This window comes from Cronobacter condimenti 1330 (genome assembly GCF_001277255.1).
Lineage (GTDB): Bacteria > Pseudomonadota > Gammaproteobacteria > Enterobacterales > Enterobacteriaceae > Cronobacter > Cronobacter condimenti.
Genome location: NZ_CP012264.1, coordinates 196663 through 214978, shown reverse-complemented (window position 1 = coordinate 214978; position 18316 = coordinate 196663). Strand labels below are relative to the sequence as shown.

Genomic DNA, 18316 nt, shown 5'->3' with positions numbered 1-18316 from the left:
GAAACGGATCGTAAAATTTAATATCCGTCACATCTCTGATGTAATTTTTGTAACCGCCGCGCTCAAGATCTGTTAAGAATGTGAGGCGTGTCAGATTACAGGACGAGTCTGCGCCTGCGCGCGACGAGGAGATGAAGTGAAGTCCAAAAAGCAGGTTGCCGCCGCAACCATGAAAGATGTCGCCGTTCGCGCCCGCGTCTCTACCGCGACGGTATCCCGAGCCCTGATGAACCCCGAAAAAGTCTCTCAGGCTACCCGTAACCGCGTGGAGCAGGCCGCGATAGATGTCGGTTATCTGCCCGGATCGTTAAACCGAAACCTCAAACGTAATGAATCACGCACCATTCTGGTGATTGTTCCGGACATCTGCGATCCGTTTTTCAGCGAGATTATTCGCGGCATTGAAGTCACCGCGGCGGAACAGGGGTATCTGGTACTGATTGGCGACTGCGCGCATCAAAATCAGCAGGAAAAAACGTTCATTGATCTCATCATCACTAAGCAGATAGACGGTATGCTGCTGCTCGGCTCGCGCCTGCCGTTTGACGCCAGTAAAGAAGAGCAGCGCAACCTGCCGCCGATGGTGATGGCAAACGAATTCGCACCAGAGCTGGAACTGCCGACGGTGCATATCGACAACCTCACTGCCGCCTTTAACGCGGTGAATTATCTGCATGAACTGGGTCATCAGCGCATCGCGTGTATCGCCGGGCCGGAAGAGATGCCGTTGTGCCATTATCGCTTGCAGGGCTACGTGCAGGCGCTGCGCCGCAGCGGCATGACGGTCGACCCGCATTACATCGCCCGCGGTGATTTCACCTACGAGGCGGGTGCCAGCGCGCTGGAACAGTTGTTGAGCCTGCCGCAGCCGCCGACAGCAATTTTCTGCCACAGCGACGTAATGGCGCTCGGCGCGCTGTCACGGGCGAAGCGTCGCGGCTATCGCGTACCGGAAGATCTCTCCATCATCGGCTTTGATAACATCGCGTTAGCGGAGTTTTGCGATCCGCCGCTGACCACCATCGCGCAACCACGGTTTGATATTGGCCGTGAAGCGATGCTGTTACTGTTAAGCCAGCTCAACGGCCACACTGTCAGCAGTGGTTCGCGCCTGCTGGATTGCGAACTGGTGCTGCGCGGCACCACCCGTGCCCCGAAGCCGCGAAATTAACCGGCTTTAAGACTCCTTATCTGGTCAAAGGCCCGTCCCTTAAGTAACATGGCGGGCTGATAACGAATGGATACAGCGAAACGATAGTGGCACAACGAGATTATGTACGCCGCGGACAGCCGACGCCCGCGCGGCGCAAGAAAACCAACACCCGCAAAAAGCAACGTAACCTGCCTGCTGTTTCACCGGCGATGGTCGCTATAGCAGCGGCGGCGCTGGTCGCCTTTATTGGTGGTCTGTACTTTATTACGCATCATAAGAAAGAAGAGTCGGAAACGCTGCCGGGTCATAAAGTCACAGGCAATGGCCTGCCGCCTAAGCCTGAAGAGCGCTGGCGTTACATCAAAGAGCTGGAGAGTCGCCAGCCGGGCGTATTGAAGCCGACCGAGCCTTCCGCAGGCGGGGAAATCATGAATCAGGATCAACTGACCAACGAACAGCGTCAGTTGCTCGACCAGATGCAGGCGGATATGCGCCAGCAGCCGACCCAGCTCAGCGAAGTGCCGTGGAACGAACAGACTCCGGCGCAGCGTCAGCAAACGCTGCAACGCCAGAGACAACTTCAACAACAGCAACAGCAACAGCAACAACAGTGGAATAACACGGCGCAACAGCCGATGCGTGCCGCACCGCGTACGGAAACGCCGCGCGTTGAAACGCGTCAGCCGCCGGCGTATCAGCCGCCGCAGACCCGCACGGTGCAGACCCCGCCACCGGCGCGCACTACGCAACCAGCGCAGCTGCGTTCGCAGCAGGCGACCAACGCGCCGTATCAGGATTTGCTCCAGACGCCAGCGCATACCTCGCAGCGTGAAACCGTGCAAAGCAAGCCCGCGCAGACCGCACCGGTGACGCGTGAAGCAGAGACAGCGAAACCTGCCGAGAAAAAAGACGAACGCCGCTGGATGGTACAGTGCGGTTCGTTCAAAGGTACCGAACAGGCAGAAACCGTCCGTGCCCAGCTGGCCTTTGAAGGTTTCGATTCGCGCATTACCTCTAACAATGGCTGGAACCGCGTCGTTATCGGGCCGATTAAAGGCAAAGATAACGCCGATGGCACCCTCAACCGCCTGAAGATGGCGGGCCATTCAAACTGCATTCGTCTCGCCTCCGGGGGTTGAAACCCCCGAAACGCCCCCCATCTATAATTGCATTCTGCCCCGTATCACCTGCGGGGCGCTGTCTTCAGCTTATGCAATAAGGGGTTTGCTCGTGACAACAATAGTAAGTGTGCGCCGCAACGGCCAGGTAGTGATCGGTGGTGACGGCCAGGCCACCCTGGGCAACACCGTAATGAAAGGCAACGTGAAGAAAGTCCGCCGTCTGTATAACGACAAAGTTATCGCGGGCTTTGCAGGCGGCACCGCCGACGCCTTTACCCTGTTTGAACTCTTTGAACGCAAACTGGAAATGCACCAGGGCCACCTGGTGAAAGCCGCTGTTGAACTGGCGAAAGACTGGCGTACTGACCGTATGCTGCGCCGCCTTGAAGCGCTGCTGGCAGTGGCGGACGAGAACGCCTCACTGATTATCACCGGTAACGGCGATGTAGTGCAGCCGGAAAACGATCTGATCGCCATTGGTTCCGGCGGGCCTTACGCGCAGGCTGCGGCACGCGCGCTGCTGGAAAACACCGAGCTTGGCGCTCGTGACATTGTGGAGAAGTCGCTGGGGATTGCAGGTGATATCTGCATCTACACCAACCACTTCCTCACTATCGAAGAATTGACCTCCAAAGCGTAAGGACCCTCCCATGTCTGAAATGACTCCACGCGAAATTGTCAGCGAACTCGACAAACACATTATTGGTCAGGACGCGGCGAAGCGTTCTGTCGCTATTGCGCTGCGTAACCGCTGGCGCCGTATGCAGCTTGATGAAGAGCTGCGCCATGAAGTCACGCCGAAAAACATTCTGATGATTGGCCCGACCGGCGTGGGTAAAACGGAAATCGCCCGTCGCCTGGCGAAACTCGCCAACGCGCCGTTTATTAAAGTTGAAGCAACGAAATTCACCGAAGTGGGTTATGTTGGTAAAGAAGTAGATTCTATCATCCGCGATCTGACCGACTCCGCCATTAAAATGGTACGCATGCAGTCCATTGAGAAAAACCGCTACCGCGCCGAAGAGATGGCCGAAGAGCGCATTCTTGATGTGCTGATCCCGCCGGCTAAAAACAACTGGGGCCAGCCGGAACAGCAGCAGGAGCCATCCGCCGCGCGTCAGGCGTTTCGCAAAAAACTGCGCGAAGGCGAACTCGACGACAAAGAGATTGAAATCAATCTGGCCGCCGCGCCAATGGGCGTTGAGATCATGGCGCCTCCGGGCATGGAAGAAATGACCAGCCAGCTGCAGTCCATGTTCCAGAACCTGGGCGGCCAGAAGCAGAAGCCGCGCAAGCTCAAAATCAAAGACGCGATGAAACTGCTGGTCGAAGAAGAAGCCGCTAAGCTGGTCAACCCGGAAGAGCTGAAAGAACAAGCCATCGAAGCGGTCGAGCAACACGGCATCGTGTTTATTGATGAGATCGACAAAATCTGTAAGCGCGGCAACGTGTCCGGTCCGGATGTCTCTCGTGAAGGCGTACAGCGTGACCTGCTGCCGCTGGTGGAAGGTTGCACCGTATCGACAAAGCACGGCATGGTGAAAACCGACCATATTCTGTTTATTGCTTCCGGCGCGTTCCAGGTGGCAAGCCCGTCCGATCTCATTCCGGAACTGCAGGGTCGTCTGCCTATTCGCGTTGAGCTTCAGGCGCTGACTGCCGAAGATTTCGAGCGCATCCTCACCGAGCCGAATGCTTCCGTCACGGTGCAGTACAAAGCGCTGATGGAGACCGAAGGCGTGCACATTGAGTTTACCGACGACGGCATCAAGCGTATCGCGCAGGCGGCGTGGCAGGTGAACGAAACTACCGAGAACATCGGCGCACGCCGCCTGCATACCGTACTGGAGCGCCTGATGGAGGATATCTCCTATGACGCAAGCGATCTGGGCGGCGAGACTATCACTATTGATGCGGAATATGTGAGCAAACACCTGGATGCACTGGTGGCAGATGAAGATCTGAGCCGTTTTATCTTATAATCGCGCTCAACGCATTTTCATCACTTTTGGTGAGGGCTTTTGTCCCGCCTGACGTGAGGTGCGGTAAGGCGGTCAGCCTGTCCCCGGCGGCATTATTACGCCGGGCTCCACAGGCCGCGCCGACAACCCGCAGCTTCGTCAGGCAGACAAGCCCTCATTTTTATTGGCGCAGATTCGTCTATGAATACACACTCGCATTCGGTAAGTCGTACCCAGGCCTGGCTTGAGAGCCTGCGACCGCGCACGCTGCCGCTGGCTTTTTCCGCCATTCTTGTCGGCAGCGCGCTCGCCTGGTGGCAAGGCCATTTTGACCCCGTCGTTACCCTGCTGGCGCTGCTGACCGCCGGCCTGCTGCAAATTCTCTCTAATCTGGCTAACGATTATGGCGATGCCGTGAAAGGCAGCGATCAACCGGATCGCATTGGCCCGTTGCGCGGCATGCAAAAAGGGGCCATCACCGCGCCGCAGATGAAGCGCGCAATTATGCTCACCGTGGCGCTGATTTGCCTTTCGGGGCTGGCGCTTGTGAAAGTCGCCTGCCACAGCCTGGCTGATGTACTCGGGTTTCTGGCGCTCGGCGCGCTCTCAATTCTCGCCGCGATTACCTACACCGTCGGCACGCGCCCGTACGGGTACATGGGGCTTGGCGATCTCTCGGTGCTGGTGTTCTTCGGCTGGCTGAGCGTGCTCGGCAGCTGGTATTTACAGGCGCACTCGCTGATTTCGCCCGTCTGGCTGCCGGCGACAGCCTGCGGTTTACTGGCTGCGGCCGTTCTTAATATCAATAACCTGCGAGATATCGACAGCGATCGCCGCAACGGTAAGAACACGCTGGCGGTGCGCCTTGGGCCCGTCGTGGCACGCCGTTATCACGTCACCCTGCTCTTTGGCGCGCTGGCGTGTCTCGCGGTGTTTAACCTGCTCTGGCTGCAAAACCTCTGGGGCTGGCTGTTCCTGCTGGCAACGCCGCTGCTGGTCCGTCAGGCGCGTTTCGTTCTGCGCGAAACCGAACCGGCGGCGATGCGCCCGATGCTCGAGCGCACCGTGAAAGCAGCGCTGCTGGTGAATCTGTTATTCATCCTCGGGCTGGTAGTCAGTCAGCGCCTGGTTTAACTGACCCGCATCAATTAACAATTGATGATTTTGCCAACAGCGCGCGTTAAGCGATATACTGACAGCTCTTGCAGCAACTGAACGTTAAACCTATGAAATACGATACTTCTGAGCTTTGTGACATCTACCAGGAAGAGGTCAACGTTGTGGAGCCTCTGTTCTCCAACTTCGGCGGCCGTGCTTCTTTTGGCGGGCAAATCATCACGGTGAAATGTTTCGAGGACAACGGGTTGCTGTATGAGCTGCTCGAGGAAAATGGCCGCGGACGCGTTTTACTGGTTGATGGCGGCGGTTCCGTTCGCCGCGCCTTGATTGATGCTGAACTGGCGCGCCTTGCGGTGCAGAACGAATGGGAAGGCATTGTGGTTTACGGCGCTGTGCGTCAGGTTGATGATCTCGCGGAGCTGGATGTAGGTATCCAGGCGCTGGCGGCTATTCCGGTGGGAGCAGCTGGCGAAGGCATTGGCGAGAGCGACATACGCGTTAATTTCGGCGGCGTCACCTTCTTCTCCGGCGACCATCTTTACGCCGACAACACCGGTATCATCCTTTCCGAAGATCCGCTGGATATCGAGTAATAAAAACGGGCGCCCTGAGCGCCCGTTCTTTTTGGTCAAAGCCGTATAATCATACTTCTTCCATTTTACCCAGCAGCGCCTGAAGGCGTTCCTGCCAGACGTGCTGCTGTTCGCGCAGCTGGTGGTTTTCCTGCTCCAGCGCTTCGCGGCTGCCCTGCGCGTTCTGTACTTCCTGAGCAAGATGATTATTCTTGTCTTTCAGCTCTTCGATTTCCATCTGCAACAGGGTGATGGTATCAACAGCCTGCTGTACTTTCGCTTCCAGTTTTTCAAACACTTCAAATGACATCGTACTACCTCTCCTGAATTGCAAGGCGTTGATGGATGACTATCCTCGTCCCGGTGTCCGGCGACGCCTTAAGTAACCTGTGCGCACAACACTAGTCCCGATTGTATGAAGCCCTTGTGCCCCTGTCCAGCGACAAGCCGCACGGATTGCGGTTTGCGCGGATTTTCAGTCTAAACCGAGTGTATTCGCCTCACGCTTCGGTAAATTGTTAACATGATAGTTAATGAAATGATTCAGCTCTCACTCCCGGATGTCCGAAAAACGCGTCATCGAGCGCGAAAACGCTCATTTTCTTGACGTAACACACACATTTCAATTTCGATATTTCTCGTTTTTGTTCGTTAACGATAAGTTAACACCATGTCTACAAGACATCATGGTCGTCTTCGGCGCCATGCATACAATAATCATCAATTAGCCTTCAGGACCCGATTATGAGTCAAACATCAACCTTAAAAGGCGAGTGCATCGCCGAATTCCTCGGTACCGGGTTGTTGATTTTCTTCGGTGTGGGCTGCGTGGCGGCGCTGAAAGTGGCAGGAGCCAGTTTCGGACAGTGGGAAATCAGCATCATCTGGGGTCTGGGCGTGGCGATGGCCATTTACCTGACTGCAGGCGTTTCCGGCGCGCATCTTAACCCGGCGGTAACCATCGCGTTGTGGCTGTTTGCCTGTTTCGACAGGCGCAAAGTTGTTCCTTTTATTATTTCTCAGTTTGCCGGCGCCTTTTGCGCAGCGGCGTTAGTTTACGGGCTTTATTACAATCTTTTCCTCGATTACGAACAGACTCACCATATGGTTCGCGGCAGTGTCGAAAGTCTCGACCTGGCCGGTATTTTCTCTACCTATCCCAACCCGCATATCAACCTGGTTCAGGCGTTTGCGGTTGAAATGATTATTACCGCCATTCTGATGGGCGTTATCCTGGCGCTGACTGACGATGGCAACGGTATTCCGCGTGGCCCGCTGGCCCCGTTGCTGATTGGTCTGCTGATTGCGGTCATCGGCGCGTCCATGGGTCCTCTGACCGGCTTTGCCATGAACCCGGCGCGTGATTTAGGGCCGAAGGCGTTCGCCTGGCTCGCAGGCTGGGGTAACGTCGCCTTTACCGGCGGGCGTGATATTCCTTACTTCCTGGTGCCGGCCCTGGGCCCGGTCGTCGGCGCGGCGCTTGGCGCGTTCGGCTATCGCAAACTGATTGGCCGCCATTTACCGTGCGATACCTGTGAGGAGGAAGCGGACAAAGCTTCGACGACCAGCGCACAACAGAAAGCTTCGCTGTAACAGATTGACGGGACAAAAAAATGATGACTTCAGAAAAAAAATATATTGTTGCGCTCGACCAGGGCACGACCAGCTCCCGCGCCGTGGTGCTGGATCACGACGCGAATATCGTCAGCGTCTCCCAGCGCGAATTTGAACAAATCTATCCGCGTCCAGGCTGGGTAGAGCACGATCCGATGGAGATTTGGGCATCTCAGAGCTCCACGCTGGTCGAAGCGCTGGCGAAAGCGGATATCAGCTCTGATCAAATCGCCGCCATCGGCATTACCAACCAGCGCGAAACCGCGGTGGTCTGGGAACGTGAAACCGGCAAGCCGATTCACAACGCTATCGTCTGGCAGTGTCGCCGTACCTCAGAGATTTGCGAGAAGCTCAAGCGCGACGGCATGGAAGAGTACGTGCGTGAGGCGACAGGCCTGGTTATCGACCCGTACTTCTCCGGCACCAAAGTAAAATGGATCCTCGACCACGTTGAGGGGTCCCGCGAGCGCGCCAGGCGCGGCGAACTGCTGTTCGGCACCGTGGATACCTGGCTTATCTGGAAAATGACCCAGGGCCGCGTTCACGTGACCGACTACACCAACGCCTCGCGCACCATGTTGTTCAACATCCACGAGCTGGACTGGGATGACAAAATGCTGGACGCGCTGGATATCCCGCGCGCCATGTTGCCGCAGGTGCGTAAGTCGTCCGAAGTTTATGGCCAGACTAACATCGGCGGTAAAGGCGGCACGCGTATTCCTATCGCCGGTATCGCAGGCGACCAGCAGGCGGCGCTGTTCGGCCAGCTCTGCGTGAAAGAAGGGATGGCGAAAAACACCTACGGCACCGGCTGCTTTATGCTGATGAACACCGGCGAGAAAGCCGTGGCATCAACGCATGGCCTACTGACGACCATTGCCTGCGGCCCACGCGGTGAAGTGAATTACGCGCTGGAAGGCGCCGTGTTTATGGCAGGCGCGTCCATTCAGTGGCTGCGCGACGAGATGAAACTCATCAGCGATGCGTTTGACTCCGAATATTTCGCGACCAAAGTAAAAGACACCAACGGCGTCTACGTAGTACCGGCATTTACCGGCCTCGGCGCGCCCTACTGGGATCCGTACGCCCGCGGTGCGATTTTCGGCCTGACCCGTGGCGTCAACTCCAACCACATTATCCGTGCAACGCTTGAATCCATCGCTTACCAGACCCGCGACGTGCTGGAAGCGATGCAGGCGGACTCGGGGATTCGTCTGCACGCCCTGCGTGTCGACGGCGGTGCCGTTGCCAACAACTTCCTGATGCAGTTCCAGTCTGACATCCTCGGCACCCGCGTGGAGCGCCCGGAAGTTCGTGAAGTGACCGCACTGGGCGCGGCCTACCTGGCGGGCCTCGCGGTGGGCTACTGGCAGAACCTGGATGAGCTGCAGGAAAAAGCCGTGATTGAGCGTGAGTTCCGCCCGGGTATTGAAACCACCGAGCGTAATTACCGCTACGAAGGCTGGCGTAAAGCGGTGAAACGCGCGATGGCCTGGGAAGAGCACGACAACGAGTAAGCGTTAACCTCATTGGTCTCCCCCCTTTTCTCCCGCCTTCGGGCGGGAGACTTTTGCCCCTTTTTTCATTCATTCCCCGCAATAGTGTATCCTTTGCAGCAACTCCCCCTTTTCTGATGGTTTGTGTGAATGAAAGAGATCGAAAAAGCTGAAATTAAACGTCTGAGCGACAAGCTCGACGCCATGCGTCACCAGCAGGCGGCCGTTTCCCTGACGGAAGCTGCCGACAAATATGCCGAGCTTGAGCAAGAGATAACGAAGCTGGAAGCAGAAATCGCTCGCCTGAAAGACGTGCGTACCGACAAGCTCAGCAAAGAAGCCCAGAAGCTGATGGCGATGCCGTATAAGCGCCCCATTACCAAAAAAGAGCAGGCGGATATGGGCAAGCTTAAGAAAAGCGTGCGCGGGCTGGTTGTCGTTCACCCGATGACGGCGCTGGGCCGCGAAATGGGCCTGAAAGAAATGACTGGCTTTGCAAAAACCGACTTTTGATCCCACACGCGGGCTGGCATACCGGCCCGCTATCTTTTTATCCCACCGCTAAAAACATCATGCTGAGCGCACTGGCCGGGAAAAGTGCCGCTAACGCCCCTCTCCTGAAAGTACGTCACTCTGTTGTTCAGGGAAACGCCGTACGCTCCATTGCCCCTCGCCTCCAGTTTTATGCTTTCCCTGTCAGCTTTTAATCACAGCGAGTATCACGCCTGAGCCTGTTTACCAAACCCACCACGCGTCCTGGCGAGCCTCCCTCCCGAAACTTAACGTTCTTGAAAAGAGCTAAGTGGCCCTACCAATTCTCTCGCAAATTTGCCGTCCTCTCACAAAACCCCAAAAAACCATAACCAATCTGTTGCTGATAACTAACAAATGGTTAACCTTTTGTTGTCATTACCCCTACAACAACACATTGGTTGGGCCACTTTTACAAATGCCGCGCTATAAAGAAGCTCAGACTTCCGGCACGTGCAGGCCCGCAGGAGATTCGCTATGCACCTCTGGCAGCAGAATTACGACCCGGCAGGGAACCTCTGGCTTTCCAGCCTGATTGCCGCTTTGCCGATCCTGTTTTTCTTTTTCGCACTGATTAAGCTCAAGCTCAAAGGGTATCTGGCGGCGACGATCACCGTTGCCATCGCGCTGATGGTGGCGCTCTTCTTTTACAAAATGCCGACGGAGCGCGCGTTCGCGTCCGTTATTTATGGCTTTTTCTATGGCCTGTGGCCCATCGCCTGGATTATTATCGCCGCGGTCTTCGTTTATAAAATCTCGGTGAAAACCGGGCAGTTCGACATTATCCGCTCGTCTATCCTCTCCATCACGCCGGACCAGCGTCTGCAGATGCTGATTGTCGGGTTCTCATTCGGCGCGTTTCTGGAAGGCGCTGCAGGCTTTGGCGCGCCGGTTGCCATTACGGCGGCCTTGCTGGTGGGGCTGGGGTTTAACCCGCTTTATGCCGCGGGCCTGTGCCTGATTGTGAATACCGCCCCGGTGGCGTTTGGCGCGATGGGCATCCCGATTCTGGTCGCAGGCCAGGTCACCGGTCTCGACAGCTTCCAGATTGGCCAGATGGTGGGCCGTCAGTTACCGTTCCTGACCATTATCGTGTTGTTCTGGATCATGGCGATTATGGACGGCTGGCGCGGCATTAAAGAGACCTGGCCTGCTGTGCTGGTCGCGGGCGGATCGTTCGCTATCGCGCAGTATTTAAGCTCAAACTTTATCGGGCCAGAACTGCCGGACATCATCTCTTCGCTGGTATCGCTGGTCTGCCTGACGCTGTTTCTCAAACGCTGGCGTCCGGTGCGCATCTTCCGGTTCGGTGATGTGGGTGCCTCGGTGGTTGATCAAACGCTGGCGCGTAAGAACTATACGCCAGGGCAGGTCATCCGCGCCTGGTCGCCCTTCCTGTTCCTGACCGCCACGGTCACGCTCTGGAGTATTCCGCCGTTCAAGGCGTTGTTCGCGAAGGGCGGCCCGCTCGCGGATCTGGTGTTTAACTTCTCCGTACCGTTCCTGGACGGCCTGGTGGCGCGCATGCCGCCGGTTGTCGCGAAGGCGACCGCCTATGCCGCTGTCTATAAATTCGACTGGCTCTCCGCTACTGGCACCGCGATTTTCGTGGCGGCCATCATCTCTATTATCTGGCTGCGCATGAAGCCGAAAGCCGCCGTGGAGACGTTCGGCCAGACGATGAAAGAGCTGGCGCTGCCGATTTACTCCATCGGGATGGTGCTGGCCTTCGCGTTTATCTCTAACTACTCCGGCCTCTCTTCCACGCTCGCGTTAGCCCTGGCGCATACCGGCAGCGCGTTTCCATTCTTCTCGCCGTTCCTCGGCTGGCTCGGCGTGTTCCTGACCGGCTCCGACACGTCGTCGAACGCGCTTTTCGCGGCGCTCCAGGCGACAGCGGCACAACAGACCGGCGTCTCGGATATCCTGATGGTGGCGGCGAACACCACTGGCGGCGTCACCGGCAAGATGATTTCGCCGCAATCTATCGCTATCGCCTGCGCGGCGGTGGGGCTGGTCGGGAAAGAGTCTGATCTGTTCCGCTTTACCGTGAAGCACAGCCTGATTTTCACCTGCATGGTGGGGCTTATCACGCTGCTGCAGGCGTACTACTTTACCTGGATGATCCCATGACATTAATGACCCGACGACTGGCCGACCATCTGGTGGAGCGCATTCGTGCGCTCATCACCGAGCGCGGGCTGGAAGCCGGAATGCGCTTGCCCGCTGAGCGACAGCTGGCGCAGGAGCTTGGCGTCTCGCGCAATTCGCTGCGCGAGGCGTTGCAGATCCTCATCCGTGACGGACTGCTGATAAGCCGCCGCGGCGGGGGCACCTTTGTGCGTTACCAGCTTGAGCCGTGGTCAGAACAGCGCATCGTCCAGCCTATCCGCAACCTGATGGCAGACGATCCGGGTTATCGCTATGACATTTTAGAGGCGCGTCACGCAATTGAGGCCAGCACCGCCTGGTATGCGGCGCTGCGCGCCACTGCGCAGGATAAAGAAAAGCTGCGCTACTGCTTTGACGCAATGCTGCAATTTACCGAACGCGACGACCCGGACCTCGCCTCTCAGGCCGACGTGCGCTTTCATCTGGCGATTGCCGAAGCCTCGCACAATGTAGTGCTGCTGCAAACCATGCGCGGCTTTTTCGATCTCCTGCAATCGTCCGTGATGGAAAGCCGCCAGCGCATGTACCAGCAACAACCGATTTTCGCGCAGCTTACCGGTCAGCACCGCGAGATGCTGGAGGCGATAGAAGCTGGCGACGCCGAACGCGCGCGCAAAGCGGCACTGCGCCACCTCGGCTTTGTCCACTCCACCATTAAACAGCTTGATGAAGATGTCGCCCGTCAGGCGCGCGTTACCCGCCTGCCCGATGACGTACTGAAACCCTCTAGGGAGAATGATTGATGATTATTTCCGCAGCCAGCGATTACCGCGCGGCAGCCCAGCGTATCCTGCCGCCATTCCTTTTCCACTACATCGACGGCGGCGCGTACGCGGAGTACACCCTTAAGCGCAACGTGGAAGATCTCTCGCAGGTCGCGCTGCGCCAGCGCGTGCTGAAGAATATGTCGGACCTGAGCCTTGAGACGAAGCTATTCAACGAAACGCTCTCCATGCCGGTGGCGCTCGCCCCGGTCGGGCTGTGCGGCATGTATGCACGACGGGGTGAAGTGCAGGCCGCGCGAGCCGCGGCGGCGAAGGGGATCCCGTTTACGCTCTCCACGGTTTCCGTCTGTCCGATTGAAGAGGTTGCGCCCGCGATTAATCGTCCGATGTGGTTCCAGCTTTATGTGCTGCGCGACCGTGGCTTTATGCGTAACGCGCTGGAGCGCGCTAAAGCGGCGGGCTGCTCGACGCTGGTCTTCACGGTAGATATGCCCACACCTGGCGCACGCTATCGTGATGCTCACTCAGGAATGAGCGGCGCGAACGCCGCCATGCGCCGTTACTGGCAGGCTGCGACGCACCCGCAGTGGGCGTGGGATGTAGGGCTGCATGGCCGCCCGCACGATCTCGGCAATATCTCGACGTATCTTGGCAAACCAACCGGGCTTGAGGACTATATTGGCTGGCTGGCGAACAATTTTGACCCGTCCATTTCATGGAAAGACCTCGAGTGGATCCGCGAATTCTGGGATGGCCCGATGGTCATCAAAGGCATTCTTGACCCCGAAGACGCACGCGACGCGGTGCGTTTCGGCGCCGACGGGATTGTGGTTTCTAACCACGGCGGCCGCCAGCTTGACGGCGTGCTCTCCTCCGCCCGCGCGCTGCCCGCTATCGCTGACGCGGTAAAAGGGGATATTACAATTCTGGCCGACAGCGGCATTCGCAACGGGCTCGACGTGGTGCGCATGATTGCGCTGGGCGCCGACAGCGTGTTGCTGGGACGTGCATATCTTTATGCGCTCGCGACCCACGGCGAGAAAGGCGTGGCGAATCTGCTGAACTTGATTGAGAAAGAGATGCGCGTGGCGATGACATTGACCGGCGCGAAATCGATTAAAGAGATCACCCGCGAGTCGCTGGTGCCCGCCCCGGAGTTTACCTCGGTGCTAGCGGAACTGCCTGCAACCAGCGCGCAGACCCACCGGCACGACGCGGCATAAGAAACGAGTAGCGCCGCCAGCCTTGCCGAACGCGGTATGCCCCCCTCCCCGCTGGAGAGAGGGGCAAAGCAGGTTAACCACGCCCCCACAACCGGCGCGAAAAACTCTCAATCTTGCCGCTAATACGACGGTTTTGCAGCGTTTTTGCCCAGCTGGCAGACAGCCCGGCGGCGCTTAACAACCGGTGATACTGCTCGTCGTCAAACGGCGTATGCCAGGCGATGGCCGCCGCCTCGCGTACCGATATCGCACTTACGCGTGACACCAGCGCCAGCGGCGCGTCGGTGAACACCTTACCCTCGCCTATCACCCGGTAAAGCCAGCCGCAACGCGCGGTGTCCTGCATCCGCCCGGAAAGTTCGCTGATGCCCGAATGAAAATTGACCTTAAAACAGGGCGAGCGCGGCTGCGTTATCTGGATGAGCGCCTCGCCCCAGCGAAAGATATCGCCGATAAACGCGTTTTCTTCGGTAAGCCCCAGCGTCGAGAGATTCTCGCCGAACGCAGGCGCGGAAAACCATTCCGCCCGTTCAGGATATTCCCTCGCCCAGACGGCGTAATGTTCGCGCGGATAATGGCACAGCGCGCGGTCCGCACCGCCGTGAATTTTCTTCTCCGCTTGCTGATCGCCCACCAGCCCCCGGCTGGTCAGCGACAGCTCGCCCTCAACCTGCACTTTGCCGATGGCGCTCGGCCGGCTGCCCTCGTAGTCGCGGATTTTGCCGAGATAAACCTGAACCGGGAAATGCATACGCGCCTCCTTTTGCGGATATAAAAAAAGCGAGCCGTCAGGCTCGCTTTTTACAGGTCAGGTTGCAACCTTATTTCTGAGAAGCGAAACGCGCGGCAGCTTCGTCCCAGTTAACCACGTTCCAGAACTCTTTGATGTAGTCCGGACGACGGTTCTGGAATTTCAGGTAGTACGCGTGCTCCCACACGTCCAGGCCCAGGATCGGGTAGCCGGATGCGCCAGAAATCGCTTCACCCATCAGCGGGGAATCCTGGTTTGCCGTGGAAACGACAGCCAGTTTGTCGCCTTTCAGCACCAGCCACGCCCAGCCAGAACCGAAACGGGTAGCGGCTGCTTTCTCGAACTCTTCTTTGAATTTCTCAACAGAGCCGAAATCGCGCTCGATAGCCGCTTTCAGGTCGCCCTGCAGGGTGGTGTCTTTTTTCAGGCCTTTCCAGAACAGGCTGTGGTTAGCGTGGCCGCCTGCGTTGTTGCGCAGTACGGTTTTCTTATCCGCCGGCACCTGATCCAGTTTGGTGATCAGCTCTTCAACAGGCAGGTTCGCCAGCTCCGGCAGGCTTTCCAGCGCCGCGTTGGCGTTGTTGACGTAAGTCTGATGGTGTTTGGTGTGATGGATTTCCATCGTCTGCTTGTCGAAATGCGGTTCCAGGGCGTCGTATGCGTACGGCAGGGATGGCAGTGTATAACTCATATTCATCATCTCCATTATTGTCGGGCGGCAGAGGTGTTAACGCCGCGTAAGCAGTGGGTTCATTATAGTTAATTAAATGATATTGAAAATGTTTATCGATGCCGCAGTTTTTATATGGTTATAACTTAACGCAATAATGGCTAAAAAAGGACGCCTCACGGCGATTTTCGCACACTTTTCCGAGCCTTAAGCATCGTCCGAATTCGCCGCAAAGTGTGATCCCCGTTCGGCTTACCCGCTGTTTTTTGCCACCCGCTGCCCCCCGGCGGCAGCACCCCGAAGGTGAAAGATCCCATGCCTCAATAGACTCGTTTGGGTTAGGGAGCGGCTTTCGCTCTCCTCTGGCTCTACAACGGAAACGAGGACGAGAAGCATGAATAACGCGATAACCATGGGGATCCTGTGGCACTTAATTGGCGCGGCGAGCGCCGCCTGCTTTTACGCGCCGTTTAAAAAGGTTCGCCACTGGTCCTGGGAAACCATGTGGTCGGTAGGCGGGATAGTCTCGTGGCTGATTCTGCCCTGGGCCGTCAGCGCCCTGCTGCTACCTGATTTTTGGGCCTATTACGGTTCGTTCAGCGCCTCCACGCTGCTGCCGGTGTTTCTCTTCGGCGCGATGTGGGGCATTGGCAATATTAACTACGGCCTGACGATGCGCTATCTCGGCATGTCGATGGGCATTGGCATCGCTATCGGCATCACGCTGATTGTCGGCACGCTGATGACGCCGCTGCTGAACGGCAAATTCGCGGTACTGGTCGGTACGCCCGGCGGGCGGATGACGCTGCTTGGGGTTTTCGTCGCGCTGATTGGCGTCGGCATCGTCACCCGCGCAGGCCAGCTTAAAGAGCGCCAGATGGGCATCCGGGCCGAAGATTTTAACCTCAAGAAAGGGCTGCTGCTGGCGGTGATGTGCGGCGTTTTTTCGGCGGGAATGTCCTTTGCGATGGACGCCGCGAAGCCGATGCATGACGCGGCCGCTGCGCTGGGGGTCGATCCGCTCTATGTTGGCCTGCCAAGCTATGTGGTGATTATGGGCGGCGGCGCGCTGGTTAACCTCGGCTTCTGTTTCATCCGTCTTGCGAAGGTGAAAGACCTGTCGATCAAGGCCGATTTCTCGCTGGCGAAGCCGCTCATTATCAGCAACCTGTTGCTTTCCGCGCTGGGCGGGCTGATGTGGTATTTGCAGTTCTTTTTCTACGCCTGGGGCCACGCGCGCATTCCGGCGCAGTATGACTACATCAGCTGGATGCTGCACATGAGCTTCTATGTGCTGTGTGGCGGGCTGGTGGGGCTGGTGCTGCGCGAATGGAAAGCAGCGGGCCGTCGCCCGGTGAGCGTGCTGAGCCTCGGCTGCGTGGTGATTATCGTGGCGGCGAATATCGTCGGGCTGGGGATGGCCGCGAATTAACCGGTCATCACCCCGCACTGCTGACGCCACACCCGTGGCGTCACGCCCGTTTCGCGCGTAAACACCACTGAGAAATAGTTACTGTCTTCAAAGCCGCAGCGCGCGGCGATATCGCTAATCAGTAGCTCGGAGTGGCGCAGCAGGTACTGCGCCTGGCAGATGCGCAACTGACGCAAATACTGGCTGATGGTCATGCCCGTCTGCTGACGGAACAGCTGACGCAGCGGGCGCTCGGCAATCTGGTAGTGGCTGCAAAAATGCTGGAGGTCGAACGGCACGTCAAGGCTGTTACCAAGTGCGGCCATCAGCAGATCGAGTTTCTCTCCTTCGCCCGGCCCCGCGCCGCTCGATGCCTGATAGCGATGACGGCGCAGCGTAATCGCCAGTTGCAAGAACAGGCTTTCGGACAAACAGTGCGAGAGCGCGTCATGCTTTGGGCTTTCATGTTCAAGCTGGTCGATGACCTGTCGCGCCTGCACCATCCCCTGACTGCTGAGCCGCCAGCGCGGATCGCCGTTGTTACCGTGCGGGTTTTCCAGCAGATCGCGCCAGTTAACGTTCAGTTGCAGCCTTTCCGGGCAATAAATAATGTTGTGGAGCACCAGATCGTTGACCGACTCGTAACTGTGGCGGTCTTCCGCGCGGATATAAAAGAGATCGCCGCAGGTAATGCGATAAGGGCGGTCATTCAGCACGTGCAGCCCGTTGCCGCGCCACACCAGCACCAGTTCGCAGAACTCGTGGGTATGCTCGGCAAAGACATTTTGCGGATAGCGATCCGCCACCACCACCGGCTGGGTGGGCGTGGCGAAGAAATCCGCTTTCCTTAGCACTAACTGAGGGGCCACTGCGCATCTCCGGGGCAAATAGCTGCAAAGTATCCCCTTTTTTGCCGCAGAAAACGGTGATTCCCTTCGCGTTACTGCATTTGCTCGTCTCGCCCAAGACGAATGTCGCGTGGCGACCAGGAGAACTCACGCCGGAACAGCGTGGAGAAATGGTTGCTGTCGCCAAAGCCGCACTGATAGGCGATATCAGTAACGCTCTCTTCGCTGTGGCGAAGCAAATAGCGCGCTTTCATCAACCGTAAGCGGTTGAGATAACGCTGCGGCGTCAGGCCGGTGCGCTGTTTAAGCTGACGATGCAGCGTGCGCAGCGAGAGCATATGGCGGTCAGCGAGCTGTTCCCAGCAGACATCTTCCGCGTAGTGCTCTTCAAGCCAGGCGATCAGCTGATTCAGCCGCTCATCGGCATGACCAGTGCCCTGCGCCTGGCTGCCGCGACGCAGCAGGATCAGCAGTTGCATAAAGAGCATTTCCATACTGGCGATGGTGTGCACATCGCTGCTCTCGCGCAGCACCTCCAGTTGATCCACCAGCGGGCGGGCCTGATGCAGCGTCTGCTGGCTCACGCGCCAGTGCGAGGGGTAGTGCCCGTCCTGCTCCTGCGGCAGGAGCTTTTCAAGCCCTGACAGGAAACTGAACGCCTGCGGAGAACGATATAACACGTTCGTCAGGCAGAGGTTTTCAGTGTGTTCATATAAATGGCGATCGTGATCGCGTACAAAGCAGACGGAGCCGCCGCTTAAGGTATACGGCTGACCGTTGAACACATGCGTGCCGGTACCGTGTTCGACGATGACAATTTCATAAAAATCATGGTGATGCTCAGGAAAAGCCGCCTGCGGCAAACGCGGTTCAATGGTGACCGACGCCGCGCCGGTTGGGAAAAAATCAATACCCTGTAGTACCGTCATCATCGACCCCGCTTTCAGTG

At 57.5% G+C, this 18316-nt stretch carries 18 protein-coding genes; 13 read left to right on the top strand and 5 right to left on the bottom strand.

Annotated elements, in window-relative coordinates:
• Positions 1-136 precede the first annotated feature (136 nt).
• The 6 genes from cytR to rraA all read left to right on the top strand — a co-directional run bounded on the left by cytR (position 137) and on the right by rraA (position 5947).
• Positions 137-1171: a DNA-binding transcriptional regulator CytR gene (gene cytR, locus AFK62_RS01025; RefSeq protein ID WP_007667771.1), complete on the top strand. Its 1035-nt coding sequence runs from the start codon at positions 137-139 to the stop codon at positions 1169-1171.
• Between the two features lie 86 nt (positions 1172-1257).
• Entirely contained in the window at positions 1258-2292 is a 1035-nt protein-coding gene (gene ftsN / locus AFK62_RS01020; RefSeq protein ID WP_007667768.1) for a cell division protein FtsN, read from the top strand.
• Positions 2293-2383: 91 nt separating this feature from the next.
• Positions 2384-2914, top strand: coding sequence for an ATP-dependent protease subunit HslV (gene hslV / locus AFK62_RS01015; RefSeq protein WP_032984129.1), 531 nt, complete (start codon positions 2384-2386; stop codon positions 2912-2914).
• Between the two features lie 10 nt (positions 2915-2924).
• A complete protein-coding gene (gene hslU / locus AFK62_RS01010; protein WP_007667765.1) occupies positions 2925-4256 on the top strand; it encodes an HslU--HslV peptidase ATPase subunit in 1332 nt (443 codons plus the stop codon).
• 180 nt (positions 4257-4436) lie between these two features.
• On the top strand, positions 4437-5369 hold the full coding sequence (gene menA, locus AFK62_RS01005; protein ID WP_053531675.1) for a 1,4-dihydroxy-2-naphthoate polyprenyltransferase: 933 nt from the start codon (positions 4437-4439) through the stop codon (positions 5367-5369).
• A gap of 92 nt (positions 5370-5461) precedes the next feature.
• Entirely contained in the window at positions 5462-5947 is a 486-nt protein-coding gene (gene rraA, locus AFK62_RS01000; RefSeq protein WP_007667760.1) for a ribonuclease E activity regulator RraA, read from the top strand.
• A gap of 49 nt (positions 5948-5996) precedes the next feature.
• Here rraA and zapB read toward each other — a convergent pair whose 3' ends face one another.
• The gene (gene zapB / locus AFK62_RS00995; protein WP_007667757.1) at positions 5997-6236 is read right to left on the bottom strand and encodes a septal ring assembly protein ZapB; all 240 of its coding nucleotides are present in this window, start codon (positions 6234-6236) and stop codon (positions 5997-5999) included.
• 434 nt (positions 6237-6670) lie between these two features.
• Here zapB and AFK62_RS00990 point away from each other — a divergent pair, with 434 nt between their 5' ends.
• The 6 genes from AFK62_RS00990 (at position 6671) to lldD (ending at position 13687) form a co-directional block, all read left to right on the top strand.
• Positions 6671-7519 (top strand): MIP/aquaporin family protein, encoded by an 849-nt coding sequence (locus tag AFK62_RS00990; RefSeq protein WP_007667754.1) that lies wholly within the window; start codon positions 6671-6673, stop codon positions 7517-7519.
• A gap of 20 nt (positions 7520-7539) precedes the next feature.
• The gene (gene glpK / locus AFK62_RS00985) at positions 7540-9057 is read left to right on the top strand and encodes a glycerol kinase GlpK (protein ID WP_007667751.1); all 1518 of its coding nucleotides are present in this window, start codon (positions 7540-7542) and stop codon (positions 9055-9057) included.
• Positions 9058-9186: 129 nt separating this feature from the next.
• Positions 9187-9549, top strand: a complete 363-nt coding sequence (locus AFK62_RS00980) for a YibL family ribosome-associated protein (RefSeq protein WP_007667748.1) — start codon at positions 9187-9189, stop codon at positions 9547-9549.
• A 495-nt stretch (positions 9550-10044) separates the two neighbouring features.
• On the top strand, positions 10045-11700 hold the full coding sequence (gene lldP / locus AFK62_RS00975) for an L-lactate permease (RefSeq protein WP_007667746.1): 1656 nt from the start codon (positions 10045-10047) through the stop codon (positions 11698-11700).
• Positions 11697-12482, top strand: coding sequence for a transcriptional regulator LldR (lldR, locus tag AFK62_RS00970; protein ID WP_007667743.1), 786 nt, complete (start codon positions 11697-11699; stop codon positions 12480-12482). The genes lldP and lldR overlap by 4 nt, the downstream gene beginning before the upstream one ends.
• Positions 12482-13687 carry an FMN-dependent L-lactate dehydrogenase LldD gene (lldD, locus tag AFK62_RS00965; protein ID WP_007667741.1) on the top strand — a complete coding sequence of 402 codons (1206 nt, stop codon included), beginning with the start codon at positions 12482-12484 and terminating at the stop codon, positions 13685-13687. Before lldR ends, lldD begins: the two co-directional genes overlap by 1 nt.
• Before the next feature lie 73 nt (positions 13688-13760).
• On the opposite strand, the gene yiiM is transcribed toward lldD, so the two are convergent.
• Together yiiM and sodA are read right to left on the bottom strand one after the other, a co-directional pair.
• Positions 13761-14438 (bottom strand): 6-hydroxyaminopurine reductase, encoded by a 678-nt coding sequence (gene yiiM, locus AFK62_RS00960; protein ID WP_007667739.1) that lies wholly within the window; start codon positions 14436-14438, stop codon positions 13761-13763.
• A 70-nt stretch (positions 14439-14508) separates the two neighbouring features.
• On the bottom strand, positions 14509-15129 hold the full coding sequence (gene sodA, locus AFK62_RS00955) for a superoxide dismutase [Mn] (protein ID WP_032984136.1): 621 nt from the start codon (positions 15127-15129) through the stop codon (positions 14509-14511).
• A 373-nt stretch (positions 15130-15502) separates the two neighbouring features.
• Here sodA and rhaT point away from each other — a divergent pair, with 373 nt between their 5' ends.
• Positions 15503-16540 carry an L-rhamnose/proton symporter RhaT gene (rhaT, locus tag AFK62_RS00950; RefSeq protein ID WP_007667734.1) on the top strand — a complete coding sequence of 346 codons (1038 nt, stop codon included), beginning with the start codon at positions 15503-15505 and terminating at the stop codon, positions 16538-16540.
• Here rhaT and rhaR read toward each other — a convergent pair.
• Both rhaR and rhaS read right to left on the bottom strand, forming a co-directional pair.
• Positions 16537-17388, bottom strand: coding sequence for an HTH-type transcriptional activator RhaR (gene rhaR, locus AFK62_RS00945; protein WP_007667732.1), 852 nt, complete (start codon positions 17386-17388; stop codon positions 16537-16539). The genes rhaT and rhaR overlap by 4 nt on opposite strands.
• A 71-nt stretch (positions 17389-17459) precedes the next feature.
• Positions 17460-18296, bottom strand: a complete 837-nt coding sequence (gene rhaS / locus AFK62_RS00940; RefSeq protein ID WP_032984135.1) for an HTH-type transcriptional activator RhaS — start codon at positions 18294-18296, stop codon at positions 17460-17462.
• Between the last annotated feature and the right edge of the window lie 20 nt (positions 18297-18316).